Genomic DNA, 18309 nt, shown 5'->3' with positions numbered 1-18309 from the left:
ACACAAAAAACGCAACCCCGAAAGGCTGCGTTAACGTTAACCCCTAACTTCCTGTTCTCCCTAGTCTAAATAGTTATTTTTGCAGGTGCAAGCTTTAGTAATTCCACGGTTAGCCGCTGCTCCGCTTCCTCATCAATACGATACCCATCAGCTTCTAAACGTTCAATTTGCCGATCCAAGAAATAAACCGTATTTAAAATCTCAGTAGCACCCAGTACAGATAAGACGGGTTTTAATGCATATTCAATCGCTAGAAGATGGCCTAACGAACCCCCAATAGCAATAGGTACAATTCGCTTACCAACCAGCGCTTTTTGCGGAAGGAGATCTAAATAGGTCTTCAAGATTCCCGTATAGGAGGCTTTATAGATAGGCGTTAATACGGCGACAATATCCGCTTCTTCCACTAGCGCATTGGCCCGCAGAATCGCCTCACTGGCGAAATTGGCCGTAAGCAAATCGTCCGCTGGTAACTCATGTACATAGATCGAATGATGCCAAATCCCCTCTTGCGTTAGAAATCTTTCAACCTGCTGATGAATAGCAGTTAATCGAGATTTTCTAGTATTTCCTCCATTAATAATGACTGCTTTGCTCATTACACATTCCCTCCTATACTCGCACTTGTTAGTGCTTTTTCAAGTGTTGTTACAACAGGTACAGATAGCCCTAAATTTCCTCGAAGCGTATAACTCTCATATTCAGTACGGAATAAGCCTCTACGCTGTAATTCAGGAATCACTAATTCAACAATATCGTTAAAGCCCTCCGGGAAATGGGGAGGCATCACATTAAATCCATCTGCACCATCGTTTAAGAACCATTCTTCTAATTGATCTACGATTTGTTCAGGGGTTCCAACGATTTCCCGGTGTCCGCGTGCTCCAGCGATGCGCTCATAGATTGCACGAATAGATTGCAGATTCTCACGTTTAGCGATATCACGAATAATGTTGTAGCGGATCCGCGGATTGGTGTCATCTTCAATTGAACTGAATTCCGGAAGTGGTTCTTCGACATCATACCCTGACAGATCAATGTTAGTGAAAGACGACAAATACGATAATCCTACTTCAGGTAAAATATAGCTGTTTAATTGCTGCTGCTTCAACAAAGCTTCTTCCTCTGTTTTCGCTACAGTAATAAACACACCCGGCATGATCTTCAAGTCCTCCGGTTTACGTCCATATTTAGCCAACCGCTCTTTCACATCACGATAAAAGGTTTGCGCTTCTTCAAGCGTCTGCCATGCTGTAAAAATAACTTCTGCGGTCTTCGCAGCTAACTCTTTTCCAGATTCCGATGATCCAGCTTGAACAATCACGGGATGCCCTTGTGGTGTGGTTGAGGAATCCAGTGAACCCTGTACCTTAAACCAAGCTCCCTGATGATCAACAGGATGTACCTTTTCTACATCTAAATACCGACCTTGCTCCTTGTCGATAACCAGCGCCTCAGACTCAATGGACAACCAGAGTTGTTTAACAACCTCCACAAATTCCTCAGCACGTTCATAGCGGGACGCATGCTGCAAATGTTTATCCTTACCAAACAGGAGAGCTTCACCCTCATTGGCTGATGTTACTACATTCCAGGCGGCACGCCCCTTGGACAAATGATCAATCGCTGCGAATTTACGCGCTACATGGTATGGATCGTTATAGGTAGTAGTCAAGGTCGCCGTTAACCCGATATTCTTAGTCACTGCTGCAAGTGCTGAGATAATAATAACGGGATCTAGCTTTAATGATGATTGTGCATTTCCGGACAGCTTTTGACCTAATACATCTGCAAAAAATATCATATCGAACTTGCCGCGCTCCGCCGTTTGTGCAATCTCCGTTAAATACTCCAAATCAAATGCCCGACTTGCCCCTGAAGCAGGATGACGCCAGCTTGCTACATGATGACCAGGTAGATTAATGAATGCCCCTAATTTCATTTGTTTTTTTGTCATGTTAACCACTCCCTATTGTTTGATTTTCTATTAAGGAATTCCGTACACAAAGGCGGATGCTCACGCTCCTACAGTTCCAAACTTCCCCTCTGCCACTCTCCCTTTTTAGATTGTTGTAGAGTCAACTTATATATAAAATTATTTAGCAAATGGATTAAATTCGTTCGTATATAACTCTTCCGGTTTCACTTGGCCTTCTTTTAGCTCCCCATTTGCCACAAGCCAATCAATCCAGACATCGTATTCCGAGGGTGTGATCACACCGCCTTTTTCAGAGATGCCCGTACTCTTCCAAAACTTAAGATTATCTGTGGTTTCCTTGCGTTCACGCTTATTAATAATTTCCTCGAATCGTTTAATTACTTCCTCCCTTGGTGTCGTTCGGGCCCATTCAATCGCCTTAGCCACTCCATCTACAAATTGCCTGACGGTATTCGGATTATCCTTGATATACTGATCTGTAAAGAAATAATCACCCGCAGTAAACTCTGTGCCAAACACATCAATATCCTTAAAAATTTCTGCGACCCCACCTGTTGTTAAAGCCCGATCCCGGGCAATCCCGCTTAACATAACCACATCGATCTGATGATTTCGCAGAATCTGTTCTGCACTAGAACTTGGAACTGTCACTAAGGTTACTTGTTCAATTTCCTTTTCGGTCAAGTTACCTTGGCGTAAATAATCTTTAATGACGAATTCCGAATGGGCACCGAGAATATTCACCCCTACTTTTTTACCAATAAAATCTTTAGCCGACTTTATAGCTCCCCCCTCGAGGGCATATGCACCTACATACGTATTTTGATCACTGCCGTAGGAGCCAATGACCGACTTTATTTTTACATTCTTGGCGTAGGATTTAATAATGGCTCCATTGAATGCTGCACCAAAGTCAATTTGTTTCGTCGCGGTTAACTGAATACTTTCCGGACCACCCACGCTGTCACCTATAGACTCTAACTTCAAATCTCCTAGGTAACCTAAATCGGCGGCCAGCTCTGGGAAAGAGACACTTCCAGGTGCAGACTGATATTGCAGGATCTGATCTTCTCCACTTTTGGCGGAGGACTTCCCCTCTGAGCAGCCAGATAAAATACCACTAACCAAGCCTACAAGTATAAGCAGTGCTACTGTTTTGTTCATCTCACTTCTCCTTTTCCAAATGAATTGTATTTTTCTGAGCTACAGTTCCAAACTTACCTCCGCCACTCTTCCTTTTTAGATTGTTTTAAGTACAATTAATTCAATTTGTTTAGTTGGTATTATTCCAAAAAAATATCATTCAAAATCATCCTTCTATTCATTCACCGGTTGCTTCCATTTAGAAAATTTACGCTCAAGCATGGTCAAGCCTTGGTTGATTAGCAAACCCAACAAAGCAATGGTTAATATACCGGCGTACATTTGAGGGATCTGAAAGTTATATTGAGAATAAGTGATTAAATAGCCTAAGCCTTCTTTTGCACCTACCATTTCTGCCGCAATCAATACTAATATCGCCCCTGTTCCTGCCATTCGAATCCCTGTAAAAATAGTTGGCACGGATGCCGGCAAAATGACCTTCAGAAATAATTTGAACGACTTAATATTCATGGATTTAGCCGCTTTAATAAGTAAGGGATCGACGTTACCTACAGCAGCAATCGTATTTAGAAGAATAGGCCATGTACAAGCAAATAGGACGATCGTAATCTTGGAGGTTTCACCAATCCCTAACAGCAGCATAAATACCGGAAGTAAAGCGAGCGCAGCCGTATTTCGGAACAATTCCAACACTGGATTTAATAGCTCCCTAGCTAAGGGATACCAGCCAATTAATAAACCTAATGGGATCGCAATCACTAACGCTAATGCAAATCCACTGAACGAGCGAATGATACTCGCTAAGAAATGAGTGAATAGCTCACCTGAAGCTATCAAATTCCATAAGGCGGTGATTACCTCAGAAATAGGTGGGAAAAATGCTGCGTCAACTAAGCCCGCCCGTGGTGCGATTTCCCATAGTAAGAACAATAAGACTAAAACAATAGACTGTTTAAACACTTTAAGCACGCCGGAAAAAGAAATAGGATTTCGTTTCTTAAGCTGTAACGTTGAATGAACAGACTTAACGGATTCGATGGGAATCCCCCCTTTATCGATTAAATATATGCACCTTTGTATTCAGGTTCATGCAAATAACCCCATACCTCATGTCGAGCCTTCACAAAATCAGGATGTGAGCGAATATCCGCATCTTCCAATCGTGATTGAAGCGGAATATCTACAATCTTCCTCACCGTCCCGGGCCCTGGTGTCAGGACGACTACCCGCTCCCCAAGATAAACGGCCTCATCAATGCCATGCGTAATAAATATGATGGTTTTTTGGGTCTTCTGCCAAATCCGTAAAAGCTCACTTTGCAGGGATTCACGTGTTTGGGCGTCCAGTGCGGCAAAAGGCTCATCCATTAACAAAACATCTGGGTTAAAGGCAAGACTTCTGGCAATGGCTACACGCTGCTTCATCCCCCCGGAAAGCTCATGTGGATAACGGTCTCCAAAATCACTAAGCCCAACTAACGAAAGAAAATGCCCAACCTGCTCGCTACGTTCATGCTTCGAAATCCCCTTTGCCTCTAACCCAAATTCAATATTGCCACGCGCCGTCTTCCAAGGAAATAAAGCATACTGCTGAAACACAATACCTCGATCAAGCCCTGGACCTGTTATTGGGTGACCATCTATTAAAATGCGACCCTGTGTGGGGAATGATAAACCACTAATCAAATCAAGCAAAGTTGACTTACCGCACCCGCTTGGCCCCACTATCGTTATGAATTCACCTTTTCTTACGGAAAAGTCCAACTCTTTTACCGCCGTGAATTGCTGCGTTCCCTCCTTTTGCTTAGAATCTCGGACACTGAACGTTTTGGTGACACTCTCAAATCTGATTTTTTCAGCAGCAGCCATTGACTTCACCTCTGTTAGTTATTATTACGGCAAAGTGACCGTTCGCCAAAAAGGCTCAGATGACAACGACTAGCGTTTGTCCCCTGAGCCTCTGGTTGAACCAGTCAGCATATTCCGTTTCGTACTCCCAATCACTAAAATTTAAACATCAATAATTTGTATTAATCTGATGGGATTACTATATTTTAATCCGCTGGGGTTGTCAACAATAAATTCATAATTATGGAATTAACTAAACAAACCTTACTTCATGTTCACTAACCTTAAATATTCCGAACTTCAACAACCTTCCCCAAGTCCACATACTGCTCATGATCCAACTTCACCTTCACTCTGCCCCTTCGGCGTTTCTCACGCCATTCACGAAGATCTCCCTCCGTTTCTAAGCGAAGCTCCGCGATTTCCAAGGCACGATCCAGAATATATTTACTCGTATAGAGCACCGTTTGTATTCTTTGACCACCTAGCATGATAGGAGACGTAATTGCTTTCCATTCCTCAACCGTAAATCGTACATACAGATCTTCTTCAGTACCCGGGCGACAAGGAACCTCTTTAATCTCATTACGCCGCAGCACCTTCCAATCCGCTACTTTCCCTACCCAGTGAATCCCCGTTTTTGCAGGATCAATGAACTTTTTGCGGGATTGGCACATCGCTACGTATTCAATTTGCGTTAGGATCTTCTGATTTGCAAGATTCCTTAACGGCATATGATAAAAAGCTTTCCCCAGCGCCACCTCCACTTGTTCGGGTCCCCGGACAGAACCAACAAGCACATTTTTGCCCGCGAGTTGGTTGGCATAGTATTCTTTCGTGCCGCGCGGACGAGTCGAGCGTTCATAAGCTTTTTCCGGACTATCCTGAATAATCTCTTCCAAGAATCGCTCAACTAGGCTCGTAGAATTCGGTAGGAATGGCAAAGCGCCAATGTTCAATAGCTCGATGCTTTTATAGAATCGGTGGGTCTTATACCGCTCCTCATCCGGGTAGGGGAATAACACATAGGCGCCAAACATGCTTCGCTCATATTCTTCCGATCCCTTCTCCTGATACACAATGGCATCCCGATAACGGTGCATGGTGTTGATGTCATCCTCTTCAGGACCAGGCTGCCTATAAGTGCGGTGATAGGAAGTCCCTTCATAAGCCGGATTTAATCGGTATTTCGCATCAAAAACATACTTATACTCTTTGATTTTGCCAGCATCCTTCTTCTTCAGTGTCAGCACATTATCCGGACGCTGATTGAGCGTCGGTGCCTTATCCGAGTTAGGAATCGCATTATAATACAGGATGAACTGCTCTCCGTTAACTGGATTCTCGTACACCATCTTAGCGCTCTGCGAGCGGTCAAGGGTAACAAAAATACCATTCCGATTCACCTTAATAATATCCTGCTTCACCAGCTTATACTTCTGACCCAGAAGCTGATTCAACTTGAGGAAGCACCAGTATTCATAGAGCTGCGCGACATCCTTCATAGACAGGCGCAGCAGATCACCTTGGATCGACAAGCCTTTGAGCAGCATGAGATAACAGCGGTAGACTTCGCGGTATCCAGGGGCCATCTGCAGCACCAGTGTAACGGACATCTGCCTCAGTACTCCAGCCTCACGCAAAAAATCCATCTTGAGCACCCGCTCTAGTTGAGTGAGCATGGTGTCTAACCTTTTTATAAGTAATGGATCTGGGGTTCGGTTTTTAATCTTCCAGCGACCCTTGAGCTCTTTCAGCTTTCCATGAATGCGTTCCAGCATCCAGCGGATGAACCGGTTCTCATTAGTATCATAGGCGAGGCGTCTTCGTGTCTCCATTAAATGTGTGGCTGTGTAATTTCGGCTGCCGATGGTCAAGAATCCATGGTTCATGTCTTCTCTTAATCGTTCGGGATGCTTCGCGAGCTCGCGGATGTTCTCTCTTCCTGCCTTTTTGACCCGGTTGGCATCCACTAGTCGGCGGTCCTGAAGCAGAGCGTAATTGGGATTCTTGTTAATCCGCTCAACGGCATCCAAGAGCTGTCTAAACACATGCTGAAGTATGGTGAAAAACTCCGTCAGGCTCTGATGCTGCGTCTCCCGCAAGCCTGTTAGTTGGTAGGTTTTGCGCAAAAAATCAAAAGCCAAGTTATAAATCTGCTCATTCACTTCATTTAAAATATTCTGGTAATCCAGCTTGTAATCCATTTTAGAGGGGAAGATCTCCATCTCTACCCGCAGCAAAGCCTGTCCCGAACTGCGGATCTCCCATTCCGTCAAACCGACCTCATTCCCAAAGTTCAGCACACCCGCAAGAATAGACTCACCTAGGGGCTTAATTGCCTGCCGAAGCAGCACATTGTCATGATAAAAAGAGAGGTTAGCAGCGGTCTTCCTCTGGATCACCAGCTCATACGACTGTGTCTCATAAAAACAAGGAAAAACAGACTCCCCCGGCTGCCAGTCCACCATCCCGTGAGCTTCAGGAGAAAACACTTTAATCTGAACATTACCAAGCCGTTCGGAGCATGTAATCCCAAACTGAGCATTTACCCACTCCTGACTAGAAGAACGATGAAGCTGCAAGGTCTCCACAGTAGGATGATATGGCCTTCCTTGAAGAAAAAGCGTAAAAAGCTCCGTTTCTACACGGAGCAATTCTACCGCCTGATTAAGAGAGCCAGTATGAGGTGAATCCATCTTCTTCCAGCCTCCTAAGCATAAAAGCCAATTTACGCGCACTTTGTGGATGTTTGGCTGTAGGGGGAGTTTGTCCAGCAGCCCATCTCAGGTAGAGTGGAGAAGCATCATTGTCCATAAGATCTTCAATATTTACCGTCACACCAGATCCTGTACCAAGAGCCCCTTTCATCAAGTTCAACAATACCCGGCGAACCGAAGAATGGCTCCCTTGAATGCGCGGCAGTATCTTTTGCAGCAGTTGCCAGTCAAAAGCTTCTTCCTCATTCATCAGCTTGTACCGTTCGTTATAGATCATATAGAAGCAAATCGCATCGCGTACCCGGAAACCTACATGAGCATGGACATCCTCAAGCAGAGCATTGATCTTAACCAATCTCTCTGTCGTCCGGACAACTAGCTCTTTATTGGCATCATAGGCATCCACTAGCTGCAAATAATCGGAGCGCAGAAAAAGATGATTCAGTTCGGCAAGATCAGCGGGGTCCGTCTCTTCCTGCTCACTCATGTCCGGGTACTGCTGCAGATTGATGTAATTGAACTCCAGTGTGTTAGCTCGGTCCAGTACCTTTTTGCTAAAAGGATGTGTCGTTTCGTCCATGTTCACAGTCCCGATCAAGAACACATTCTCCGGGATACCGAGGCTGCCAAACTTCCCTTGATCCTCAGGCGTATCCAGCATGGTAGAAGATATGAGATCCTGTGTCTGGATCTTACCCTCCTGCCAGTCCTGTGTTTCCAGCACACTTAGCAGATCACTGAAATAATGCTCTACCCGCGCCAGATTCATCTCATCCAAACAGATAAAATATGGTTTATGTCCATTCTCCTGCTTCCGCGCCTCTACTAATACTTCCGTAAGCGGACCCGGTTTGAACCTGCCCGAAAGATCCTTGTACCCCAGCAGATCCGCAGGATCACTCCAATCCGGCCGCACTGGGATCAAGGTAAACTGTCCGTTAGTCCCCGTTGCACCAAGAGCTTCTGCAAACAGCTTCACCAACCGAGTCTTCCCTGTTCCCGATATCCCCGCCAGGATGACAAAAGGCTTAGTCTTTAGCGAGAGGTAAAAATTCTCGATAAGGTGCTCAGGGAAGAAGAAACCTTTGCGACGGATGTGGGATTGGATTTGGTGGAGCATACCTGTTACTTGTTCATCCTTCAGCAGATCAGCTTCTTGTGTCACTACTTCCACTTCCTCATTATCAGCTACATTACCTGTAGAAGTCACAGTGTCCACATATAGACGGTAATCTTCCATCACATTCTCGAGATCTTGAATTAGTTGCTCGTCATTCGGAACGGCTCCTCTTTCATACTTGATGTAAGCGACAGTAGACACCTGATAATCTTGACCTAGACCGCTGTCTACCAGGTGAATATTATCATCCTTATTCATATGGTTCAGTGAAAGGAGCCCTTGTATTTCTTGTGTTCGAGTTCGCAGATAGGCATAGCCATCTCTACGCCCCTTCTCTTGAATAGGCGCCGTCACTCCTTGGTTAAAAGTAAGATAGACAGCACTCATATCCTCAGCAAACAGATACACAACATACTCCCCACGCTGAGTCGTTTCCGTGATCCGCTTATCCAGTATTGCAAGCCAAGGAACTGTTGCCCAATTCCCTTGACCAACAGAACCTTGAATTTTATATTGATCATCTAAGAATGGTAACGCTTTGAGCTCAGAAGGAAGTGTCTGACGAAATAACGTACCTAGTGCATGACTTGCAAAGGTTTCTTTTTTGGCAGAAGTGTACTCCGCCATGATCTTCTCCAGATAACCTTGCAAAGAGAAATGCTGCAAAGCGCCGTTATAAGAACCCAGTTCGTTATAGGCCAGACTTTCCAATTGCAAAAGCCCCTCTTCCCCTAGCTGGCTTCGAAGCTGGCTATGAAATCCTATGGTGTTATCTTCCGAGTTCACAAACAAAATATGCGAGAGCGCATTAACTGGACTGTTAATAATATCTTTAAGCTGGCTTTTAGGTGCATCCTTCCATAGCTCCCGTCCTGGTGGCTGATCCACCCGATTTCCTCTTTCCTGTTCAGCTATAAAGTATTCAAGAAACCGATCCTTAACGTGATCGAACGAAACGCGCTCCAGATTGGTTGCTCTCAGCTCTTCAATTAAGGATAGGATGAGGACCATTTTGTATGATTTTTGCTTACGCTTGAAAATCTGCGTGACTGATTCCGGTAATGGCATGTTGACCTCCAAGACTAGTTAACGATTCTAGTAGTCATATTTTTTTACATGAAGTTTGCGAATCTTTGAGTCTGTAATATTTGCTTGGCTCAGTTGGTCATAGATCGATTTCACCTGTAATTGAGGCCTTAATATAGCCATAGTTTTGCTTTAGTGGATTATACATCTTGTAACGGTTACCTACTAACCATTGTTGATCCGTCCGCTTACCTTTAATTTCTCCATTGTAGTTTTTCGTCTTTCAATGACAAATAAGCAATACGGAGTCATCTGGATTTACAATATATTTGGTAATTCGACAATATGGGAATGTATTCCTTCCAATCATGCATATAAGAAAAAGGACTGTCGCATGGACAGCCCCAACATATAGTTAACGTATACCTTTTAATTCCGTCTTAATCCGAGAGAACAGATGGAGCAAATGCATTAGCAAGCTGCATGCCATCCTTAAGCCCCTGTAGATATAAAAGTTCATAAACAACAGATTACTTTAAAGAAACTTTATCCTCCCAATTTTCAAACTCTGGCTTACGTGCAATATCCATGGAGACAAATAACGCTTGGAAGGCCTTGCTCTTCTTCAAAAGAATGTCTATATAGAAAAACATTCAAATTTATAACGGCCAATATATTTTTCTTAACGGTATTAATGTCCGTGTCTCTGAATCAAATTGATCATAGTATTGTGTTACTAACTCCGCGAGCAGATCCAAGTCTATTAACGATAAAGGAATATTCGATCTTTCCGCTTCATATTTTGCTTCCTTTGTGAATCCACCACTAGATACATAAATCCCCCGATCTCCTACTCTTAATCCTCCGGTAAAACTACGTATTTGATTAGATCCCATACTGCCTGAACGGTGCTTTACTTCCACTATAATTCTGGGTTCTTCAAGCCCTAGACCATCTGGGGATGCAAAAATATCTCTTCCCCGGTCCGGCCCTTTGGGTGATATTCGTGTCTTGTAGCCCATTCCTCTAAGGATGCCCGCAACAAGTTCCTGCATTTGCTCCCAGTCTAACTTAGCAATCTTATCTTTGATAAATTCATTGGACTTCTCAATGACGTCTTCCTTAATTAGCTCTAATTCTTCGGCTTCTTCCTCCGTCTCAGCTTGCACAGACTCTATGGGTTGACTTGGTTGATTACCATCGGTCTGTCCGATTACCATTTGTTTGAGCAATTCCTTCTGAACATCATTCGGGATAGATATAATAGTCATTATGGAACCAAGAGTATTCCGGGCGCTTGCCGTCAAAACATCTCTAGATACAGTCCCCTCCCAATCTATTCTGCGAATATGAGGCTTATCCGTAATATAATTTGGCTTAAATTCATAATTCGACTTGATTCTTCCTATGTAATAGAGTCGCTCTTCAGGATTATATGTGATTACTTGGTCGTCTATTTTAAATTCACTTACAAAACGAAAAATCTGACCAGCAGTAATATTGATCTTACCCTCTTTATATCCAGGATACCGTACCTTCAAAAGCCTCTTCATCTCTTGCAGTGTATTTACCCCACCGATATCTCCCAATGGAGCCCAACCAATCGCTACAGCTTGCTTATCTTTAAATTCATTAATAAGATATGCCCTTTCTCCTGCTCGAACAAGCCACATACTTTTCATAGTGGACCTCCCTTTATTCTCTGTACATGAAGTTTGCGAATCTCGGAATCGGTAACATTAGCCTGAGCCAAACGATCATATATGGTTTGGACCTGCGCCGCAGATATAGGAGGTTCAGGGGTTCCCATTTTTAAACTAATCAGCTTCCTAGAGATAAACTCACTTAGTTCCACATCATAGACAACCAGTTCGTCCGAGTGGATTTTCCGAAGATCCGGATCAATACTGAACCGACATCTCATAGTGAATGAAATCATAGAGATAAATTTCACTGCAGCTATACCTTGTATCAGGTTCTCAATGGCCTTTATATGTCCATAGTTTTGCTTCAGCGGATTATACATCTTGTAACGGTTGCTCACTGACCATTGTTGATCCGTTCGCCCACCTTTAATTTCCCCATTGTAGTTTTTTGTCTCAATGACAAATAAGCAATACGGGGAAATAACGATATGGTCAATCTGGGTGTAACCTGTTCGAGACTTGGGATTAGGGAGCATTAGATCGCTTAACGATTTACACTCCTTAGGTAGCTGGTCAAGTTGGATATTGATTTTATGCTCACCTAACTCTCCAATTCGTGTGGAAACAACTTTCGGTTTCGACTTGGGAGTTTGTGTCTTACGCACTGCCTGTGGTGGCTTAGTTTCGGATTTTTTAAAGAAGGACTTTACCGCTTTAAGCATAGCAAAACCTCGTCTGATATAGATTTACAATATGTATGGTTATTCGACAATATGGGAAGATATCCCTTTATTCAAATCATGAATGGAGGTCTGCCCTCTTTTGGATGAACAGCATCTAAAAAAACAAAAATTCCAAATATATACGCAATAAAAAAGACTGTCGCATTGACAGTCTGAAGATAAGATATACATATATCCCCTTTGGTTCCGATACCTATGTGCTACTCCGCTACCCACAGGGCATGTCTTAGTCCGAGAGAACTGAAAGGGCAGTAAGGGCATTTGCAAGCTGCATGCCATCCTTTAGTCCTTGAAGATATAGACGTTCATAAAGAACGGCTTGCTTCGATTGAAGCTTATCCTCCCAGTGCTCAAACTCTGGCATACGTGCAATGTCCATGGAGTCAAACAACGCTTGAAAAGCTTTGCGCTCTTCTTCAAAAACATATCTAGGTTCGGATTGATGTTCAATCTGTGCGGTCACCTCATCCAATCGACCTTGAATCGTCTGTAAAAACCATGCCGGAAAGTCCACCATATCCCCTCCAAGATAGAAACTCAAACGAAACGACACTGTATGTCCGTTTTTTTCTTGGTACATCCGATTAATCAGTTCGTCAACCTTACGACTCTGGGCCTGAACCGCTTCATTGCTGCTTAACGGAATTCCCTGCTCCAGTGATTGCTGTCCGAGTTCATTCAGCTTGCGCTTTTCCTCCTCATATTTGTACATCAGATGTTGCATTGCACCCCCACCTTCCGGGAAAAGCTATATCTGTAGACGATGTATGGAAATTTTAATGCGTTTATCGGTTTATTTCATTTTAATTCGATATCCGCATTAAAACAATACTTACCTCGCATACAATTTGGTTAAATTGTGAGGTGACACCAAAATGAGGCATCGCAAAGAGCCCCCGGGTGACAAAAACATTATCGGGACCCGAGTTATAGCTATTCGAAAAGCTAAGCGAATGAAGCAAAAGGATTTCCTTGCCAAATTGCAAACCTTTGGCTTGGACATTAGCCCGACCAGTTTATCGCGATTGGAAGGTCAATATAGACTTGTGCAGGATTATGAGGTGGTTGCAATTGCGAAAGCATTGGAGGTTTCTGTTGGGGAGTTGTTGGGGGAGGGTTAGTGAAGTGATAGTGGGAGATAACTCTCTGTTCTTGGAAGAGATCGTTATTTCATTTAAATAGATACTACATAAATCTGCAAATTTTTATGCAGAATCCCTGAGGGGATTTATTATTCAGACTTAGGCACGTACCTACGACGTCCAATAAAATGGAGGACTGAGGCAATATCTGACCCTTAGCTTTTTATCCTTCGGTCCGCTTTCAGGTAACATTCATCGTGCTATGTATGTAGACATCAAATAATACATAGCTATAACAACGATATACCAACCTATCGCGTGGAATTCATACAAAAACCGAGAAAGGCACTTTATTTAAAAGTGTCTATTTCTCGGTTATAGTATATTCATCCGTTATTTTAATTAGTTAGGTTACCCTTCCATCGCTCTAATAGATTCATCCACCTTTACCATCATGGAACATTCGACTCTTTTGCGGAAGACGTCACAGCTGAAGTCATAGGTTCCGACCAGGGAACCCGTCGCGTGCAGCGCATTGGCAGGACAACCGCCGCTGCAGTAGAGTTTCGCCCAGCAGTCCTTACATTCCGGCTTCGAGTAGCAGTTACTCTCTTTAAATTGACATTGCAGCTCAGGTTGTGTGATGCCATCCCAGAGGTTTCCCATGCTGTACTCTTCATCCCCTACGAACTGGTGGCAAGGAAAAAGCTCTCCCCAGGGGGTGACAGCAAGATATTCTGTTCCTGAACCACAGCCAGTGATTCTCTTCTGGATGCAGGGTCCTTCCGAGAGGTCAAGCATGTAATGATAAAAGGTAAACCCCTTGCCTTCTTCGCCGCGCCCAATCATTTCTTTTGCGAGAATTTCGTACTGGTTATATATCTCCGGGAGGTCCTCCTCGGTAAGTGCATAGGGTTCCCTTGGATCACAGATAACCGGTTCCATCGAAATTTTGTCAAAACCAAGGTCTGCGATATGAAATATATCGTTGGTGAAATCGACATTGTTACGAGTGTAAGTTCCCCGTACATAGTACTCTTGGTCTCCGCGCTTACGAACGAATTCCTGGAACTTCGGAAGAATATGATCGTAGCTGCCTTTTCCGTTAACTGTTTGGCGAAGCCGGTCATGAACCTCTTTCCTTCCATCTAGGCTCAATACGACATTGTACATTTCCTGATTTAAAAACTCGGTGACCTCATCGTTCAGCAGCATCCCGTTCGTCGTGAAGGTGAAGCGGAACTTCTTTTTGTATTCTTGTTCTTTGCTTCTTGCATAAGCTACGATCTGTTTAACCACTTTCCAGGCTAAAAGTGGTTCCCCACCGAAAAAGTCAATGTCCAGGTTTCGATGATGACCTGAGTTTTCAAGCAGATAATCGATAGCTTTTTGTCCAACCTCATAGCTCATGATTGCTCGATCTCCGTTGTATTTCCCCTGACTAGCGAAGCAATAGTCACATGACAAATTACAGGTATGCGCAACATTGAGGCAGAGTGCCTTGACATAAGTTTTTCGTTTTTTTAAATCGAGCGAGAGGTTCTCATACTCATCTTTTGTAAAGAGCTGTCCATCATTTATAAGCTCCTCGATATCCACGATGGTTTCTCGAATGTCGCTCTCGGAAATGCTGGAATCATCTTTATATTTATCCAACATTGTTGTCACGATTTGATCGACAGAAGTTTTCTCATAATCCGCTATAATTTCATATGCTAGGTCATCAACAACATGCACCGAGCCACTATAGGTATCGAGCACGATATTGTATCCGTTTAGTTTATATTGATGAATCATACTTACTAATCAAGCTCCTTTTGCACACAAGTAGAAACGGCTTCGCCATCCTTTAGGGATAGTATCCATTTCTTAAAAATAGCCGCCCATCAGCAGAGCAATGGGCGGTAAAATTCCGAATCCTATCTGTTCATTGCATTTTCACACTTCTGGTTTGCAACGCCGCAGGAAGTTTTACAAGCGGACTGGCAAGAGGTCTGGCATGCGCCGCATCCGCCGTGTTTTGCGGTATCCATCAGTTTGCGGGTGCTCAGTGTTACGATTCTTTTCACGATAAATGACTCCTTCTGTAATTTCTTGTGATCACTTTCACTTAATTTCCATGGAACATCGTAGCAACATCACGCAGGTACGTCTATGATGCCTGTCACCTAGCAGAGCAGAGAGGGGTTAAACATAAGCATCAACACTAATTTTCGTGCAGTCTTTCATGCTTGTGATCGTAGGATGCGGCAGCGGGAACCAGAGTCAGAGCAATGCTAAAAAAGTGAAACAAAAAAGAGACAGCAATGATGCCATCTCTTTAACAACATTTTTTCTCATACTTGTCCGTAAAGTCCAATAAATATAAGGATTTCATAGCACTGTATCCTTCCTTACCAGTAGAGCGACACTCTCCACATGCGTGGGTGGACAATGTGAACAAACTTATATGAGGAGCCCTAAGACACTTCCAGACAGTTTATCTGCTCTTGACGCCTTAGTTCATAAAAATATTGCACAATTGGATGCTTTAACTTCATCTTCTCGCTCATGTTTAAAATCCAACCGTTTTGATAGAAGGCGGCTCCGAGCATAGCATCTATGGCGTGCTGCAGAGGGACGAGAATGGCCCTCCTATCCATAACCGAACGGATGCTTTTTGTACTCTAAGGGGCTTGAGCCGACTCTATTTTTGAACACACGACTAAAATAGTACTGGCTCTTATACCCTACCTTCACGGCCAGATCCCCGATTTTGATATTCGGCATTACGTCATCCAGAATCTCCTTCGCCTTCGATATCCGAAGCTCGGTGACATAGTCAAGGAATGAAGCACCGATTTCTTGCTTCATACGCTTACTAAGATAGGTTTGGTTGATATGAAATAGTGCTGCTACTCGAGTAATAGACAGCTCCGGATCCTGATAATGACTGTCAATATACTCGGTCACTTTTTGGATAAGCACTGTTCCATCCCCTGTATACCCGGGAAGCTCCGGCTCCTTATCCACCCTGCCTTCATGTGAATGCAAAGGATATTTTACCTGAAGATGCTCATCGATCCGATGAAGCAGCTTGTTCAGATCACTCTTCGGCACAGGTTTCAATACATAATCGAATGCTTGCAGTTGCACGGCTTGACGCGCATATTCAAAGTTATCGTACCCGCTGATGATGACAACCAGAACCGACGGGCAGCGTTCGCGCAATATATTCATCAGATCGAGCCCATTCATATTCGGCATGTTGATGTCCACAAGACATACATGTGGTAGGGCTTCCTCCACCATATTCAATGCTTCGTTTGCACTTTTCGCTTCTCCTTCAACCTCAAAAAGATACGGACTCTCCTCAATGTATTGTCGCAAGCCTTTGCGAATGATCGTTTCATCATCGACGATGACAATCTTCCACATCTTCATTCCACTCCCCGTCCAAAGGTATTCGAATGACCATAACGGTAATGCCATCTTCGCTCTTCACTGCAAGGCCATATGGCACTCCGTAAGCTAGTCGAATGCGATGGTTTACACTATATAGCCCAAAGCCTGTGGCAGAACGATCATATGTATCATCAAGAAGGGCTTGATTTATCTGCTCAAGCTTCTCTTCCGGAATCATAACCCCATTATTTTCAACCTTAATAACCAAATAATCGGCCTGTTTATATGCTGTAATCGAAATTTTGCACTTTTGATCCCCAAGTGGCTTAATCCCGTGATAAATCGCATTTTCCACCAAAGGCTGCAGTATGAAGCGAACAACTTGGCACTGAGCAAGCTTTTCATCATATCGAAGCTCGTAGTCCAGAATCTCCTCATATCGCACACCTTGAATATGAAGATAACTCTCGACATGGTACAACTCCTGATCAAGCAGAATGTAGGGACTGCCTGTGCCAAGCCCTAATCGGAAATACGCGCTAAGCGCTTCCACCATCTCCACCACATTGTCTGCTCCATGTTCCGTTGCCATCCACTGAATCGTATCCAATGTGTTGTATAAAAAGTGCGGCTTGATCTGCTCATGAATCAGTCTGAGTTCCATCTCCTTTCGGTCCTGCTCCACAGCGTATAATTGAACAAGCATGTCATTGAAGCTTCGTCCAAGATCGCCGATCTCATCCGAGCGCGTAACATCTGCTCGTATGGTTTGGTTGCCGTTCTGCACATTTTCCATTACCTGGCGAAGCGACTGAATTGGACGAATAATGGAAGAAGCAAGCAGCACCAGAAAGACGATAAACGCACTACCGATAAGAACGCCTACCAGCAATGCAGTCCGCTGGGTTTTGATCACCGCTAACGATAGACTTGAATTCGGTACTTTGAGTACTAACTTCCAGCCTTCCACATTTTGAATTGGAGCCTCAAATACACTCATGTTCTTCTTATCTGCTGTATCCTCCGCTCCATCTTCTTCACCCAGCTCTCTGCAATCGACGATAAGCTGGCCTGACTGGTCATATAGCATTACATCTTGAGCAATCTCCCTCATCTTCTTGACGGAGACGGCTGCGGCAATATAAGCTACCTCATCATTCACCGATGGATTCACGCGATAAAGAATGACGACGATTTCGGCTGCATTCGCTTTGGATACGATCGGATTGCTTACCACATAATTGGAATCTGAATTCAGCAGTTTTCGATAGTAGGGTCGGTTTAGTATCGAAAAAGGCTTGTCCCTTGCTGACCAGGAATTTCCGTGAATATCCACCACGCGTATGGATTCGTACTCTACTTTCTTCTTCGCCTCGAACTTATCGAACTCTTGCAGCAATTCATCTCGTGTCCACTGATGGTCCGAAGCTAGAGAAGCAAGCATGTCTATCTCTCCAATGCGCTGATTAAACCAATAATCAATCTGGTCGCTGCGTGCAGTAACCACTTGCTGCGTTAAGTTCTTATTCAAAGGGACAACCGTATGGTTCATCTCCAAATATATTGTTACAAGCAATGCAACGAACAGCAGCAAGAAGCAGCCTCCTGCGATTAACGTAATTTTTAAGTGAATTGATTTCATTGTAATCATAGCCCTTCACAATATCTGTTTCTTACATGCCCGAAAAAGACAAAAAA

The 18309-nt window shown here is 43.8% G+C and carries 16 protein-coding genes; 1 reads left to right on the top strand and 15 read right to left on the bottom strand.

Annotated features, from left to right (window positions below):
* Positions 1–65: 65 nt before the first annotated feature.
* The 11 genes from ssuE to MHB37_RS03530 form a co-directional block, all read right to left on the bottom strand.
* The gene (gene ssuE / locus MHB37_RS03580) at positions 66–599 is read right to left on the bottom strand and encodes an NADPH-dependent FMN reductase (protein ID WP_405168949.1); all 534 of its coding nucleotides are present in this window, start codon (positions 597–599) and stop codon (positions 66–68) included.
* Complete coding sequence (locus MHB37_RS03575; RefSeq protein WP_405168948.1) at positions 599–1957, bottom strand: LLM class flavin-dependent oxidoreductase; 1359 nt, start codon at positions 1955–1957, stop codon at positions 599–601. Before MHB37_RS03575 ends, ssuE begins: the two co-directional genes overlap by 1 nt.
* A 138-nt stretch (positions 1958–2095) precedes the next feature.
* Entirely contained in the window at positions 2096–3103 is a 1008-nt protein-coding gene (locus MHB37_RS03570) for an ABC transporter substrate-binding protein (protein WP_076128516.1), read from the bottom strand.
* 153 nt (positions 3104–3256) lie between these two features.
* Entirely contained in the window at positions 3257–4027 is a 771-nt protein-coding gene (locus MHB37_RS03565) for an ABC transporter permease (RefSeq protein ID WP_254848782.1), read from the bottom strand.
* A 74-nt stretch (positions 4028–4101) separates the two neighbouring features.
* Positions 4102–4911 (bottom strand): ABC transporter ATP-binding protein, encoded by an 810-nt coding sequence (locus tag MHB37_RS03560; RefSeq protein ID WP_405168947.1) that lies wholly within the window; start codon positions 4909–4911, stop codon positions 4102–4104.
* A gap of 263 nt (positions 4912–5174) precedes the next feature.
* Positions 5175–7589: a DUF2357 domain-containing protein gene (locus tag MHB37_RS03555; RefSeq protein WP_405168946.1), complete on the bottom strand. Its 2415-nt coding sequence runs from the start codon at positions 7587–7589 to the stop codon at positions 5175–5177.
* Positions 7561–9798: an MrcB family domain-containing protein gene (locus tag MHB37_RS03550; RefSeq protein ID WP_341164731.1), complete on the bottom strand. Its 2238-nt coding sequence runs from the start codon at positions 9796–9798 to the stop codon at positions 7561–7563. Before MHB37_RS03550 ends, MHB37_RS03555 begins: the two co-directional genes overlap by 29 nt.
* A gap of 97 nt (positions 9799–9895) precedes the next feature.
* The gene (locus tag MHB37_RS03545; RefSeq protein ID WP_405169580.1) at positions 9896–10015 is read right to left on the bottom strand and encodes a hypothetical protein; all 120 of its coding nucleotides are present in this window, start codon (positions 10013–10015) and stop codon (positions 9896–9898) included.
* 400 nt (positions 10016–10415) lie between these two features.
* Positions 10416–11438, bottom strand: coding sequence for a restriction endonuclease (locus tag MHB37_RS03540; protein ID WP_076098730.1), 1023 nt, complete (start codon positions 11436–11438; stop codon positions 10416–10418).
* Positions 11435–12124 (bottom strand): nuclease-related domain-containing protein, encoded by a 690-nt coding sequence (locus MHB37_RS03535; RefSeq protein WP_405168945.1) that lies wholly within the window; start codon positions 12122–12124, stop codon positions 11435–11437. Before MHB37_RS03535 ends, MHB37_RS03540 begins: the two co-directional genes overlap by 4 nt.
* Positions 12125–12371: 247 nt before the next feature.
* Positions 12372–12869, bottom strand: coding sequence for a hypothetical protein (locus tag MHB37_RS03530; protein ID WP_339246368.1), 498 nt, complete (start codon positions 12867–12869; stop codon positions 12372–12374).
* Between the two features lie 151 nt (positions 12870–13020).
* Between MHB37_RS03530 and MHB37_RS03525 the strand changes: the two genes are divergently transcribed.
* The gene (locus MHB37_RS03525) at positions 13021–13266 is read left to right on the top strand and encodes a helix-turn-helix domain-containing protein (protein ID WP_076276950.1); all 246 of its coding nucleotides are present in this window, start codon (positions 13021–13023) and stop codon (positions 13264–13266) included.
* Positions 13267–13638: 372 nt separating this feature from the next.
* On the opposite strand, the gene scfB is transcribed toward MHB37_RS03525, so the two are convergent.
* The 4 genes from scfB to MHB37_RS03505 form a co-directional block, all read right to left on the bottom strand.
* Positions 13639–15024, bottom strand: coding sequence for a thioether cross-link-forming SCIFF peptide maturase (gene scfB / locus MHB37_RS03520; protein ID WP_405168944.1), 1386 nt, complete (start codon positions 15022–15024; stop codon positions 13639–13641).
* 122 nt (positions 15025–15146) lie between these two features.
* The gene (scfA, locus tag MHB37_RS03515) at positions 15147–15296 is read right to left on the bottom strand and encodes a six-cysteine ranthipeptide SCIFF (protein ID WP_076098734.1); all 150 of its coding nucleotides are present in this window, start codon (positions 15294–15296) and stop codon (positions 15147–15149) included.
* A 565-nt stretch (positions 15297–15861) separates the two neighbouring features.
* The gene (locus MHB37_RS03510; protein ID WP_405168943.1) at positions 15862–16644 is read right to left on the bottom strand and encodes a response regulator; all 783 of its coding nucleotides are present in this window, start codon (positions 16642–16644) and stop codon (positions 15862–15864) included.
* Positions 16619–18205 (bottom strand): histidine kinase, encoded by a 1587-nt coding sequence (locus tag MHB37_RS03505; protein ID WP_076128489.1) that lies wholly within the window; start codon positions 18203–18205, stop codon positions 16619–16621. The genes MHB37_RS03510 and MHB37_RS03505 overlap by 26 nt, the downstream gene beginning before the upstream one ends.
* Positions 18206–18309: the final 104 nt, after the last annotated feature.

Source organism: Paenibacillus sp. FSL H3-0286, from assembly GCF_045040705.1.
Classification (GTDB): domain Bacteria; phylum Bacillota; class Bacilli; order Paenibacillales; family Paenibacillaceae; genus Paenibacillus_AQ; species Paenibacillus_AQ odorifer.
This window is presented reverse-complemented; position numbering and strand designations above follow the sequence as displayed.

Bases quoted from the DNA above. Each gene is read 5' to 3' on its own strand.
- ssuE (WP_405168949.1), bottom strand. From the start codon at position 599: ATGAGCAAAGCAGTCATTATTAATGGAGGAAATACTAGAAAATCTCGA.
- MHB37_RS03575 (WP_405168948.1), bottom strand. From the start codon at position 1,957: ATGACAAAAAAACAAATGAAATTAGGGGCATTCATTAATCTACCTGGT.
- MHB37_RS03570 (WP_076128516.1), bottom strand. From the start codon at position 3,103: ATGAACAAAACAGTAGCACTGCTTATACTTGTAGGCTTGGTTAGTGGT.
- MHB37_RS03560 (WP_405168947.1), bottom strand. From the start codon at position 4,911: ATGGCTGCTGCTGAAAAAATCAGATTTGAGAGTGTCACCAAAACGTTC.
- MHB37_RS03555 (WP_405168946.1), bottom strand. From the start codon at position 7,589: ATGGATTCACCTCATACTGGCTCTCTTAATCAGGCGGTAGAATTGCTC.
- MHB37_RS03550 (WP_341164731.1), bottom strand. From the start codon at position 9,798: ATGCCATTACCGGAATCAGTCACGCAGATTTTCAAGCGTAAGCAAAAA.
- MHB37_RS03540 (WP_076098730.1), bottom strand. From the start codon at position 11,438: ATGAAAAGTATGTGGCTTGTTCGAGCAGGAGAAAGGGCATATCTTATT.
- MHB37_RS03535 (WP_405168945.1), bottom strand. From the start codon at position 12,124: ATGCTTAAAGCGGTAAAGTCCTTCTTTAAAAAATCCGAAACTAAGCCA.
- MHB37_RS03530 (WP_339246368.1), bottom strand. From the start codon at position 12,869: ATGCAACATCTGATGTACAAATATGAGGAGGAAAAGCGCAAGCTGAAT.
- MHB37_RS03525 (WP_076276950.1), top strand. From the start codon at position 13,021: ATGAGGCATCGCAAAGAGCCCCCGGGTGACAAAAACATTATCGGGACC.
- scfB (WP_405168944.1), bottom strand. From the start codon at position 15,024: ATGATTCATCAATATAAACTAAACGGATACAATATCGTGCTCGATACC.
- MHB37_RS03510 (WP_405168943.1), bottom strand. From the start codon at position 16,644: ATGTGGAAGATTGTCATCGTCGATGATGAAACGATCATTCGCAAAGGC.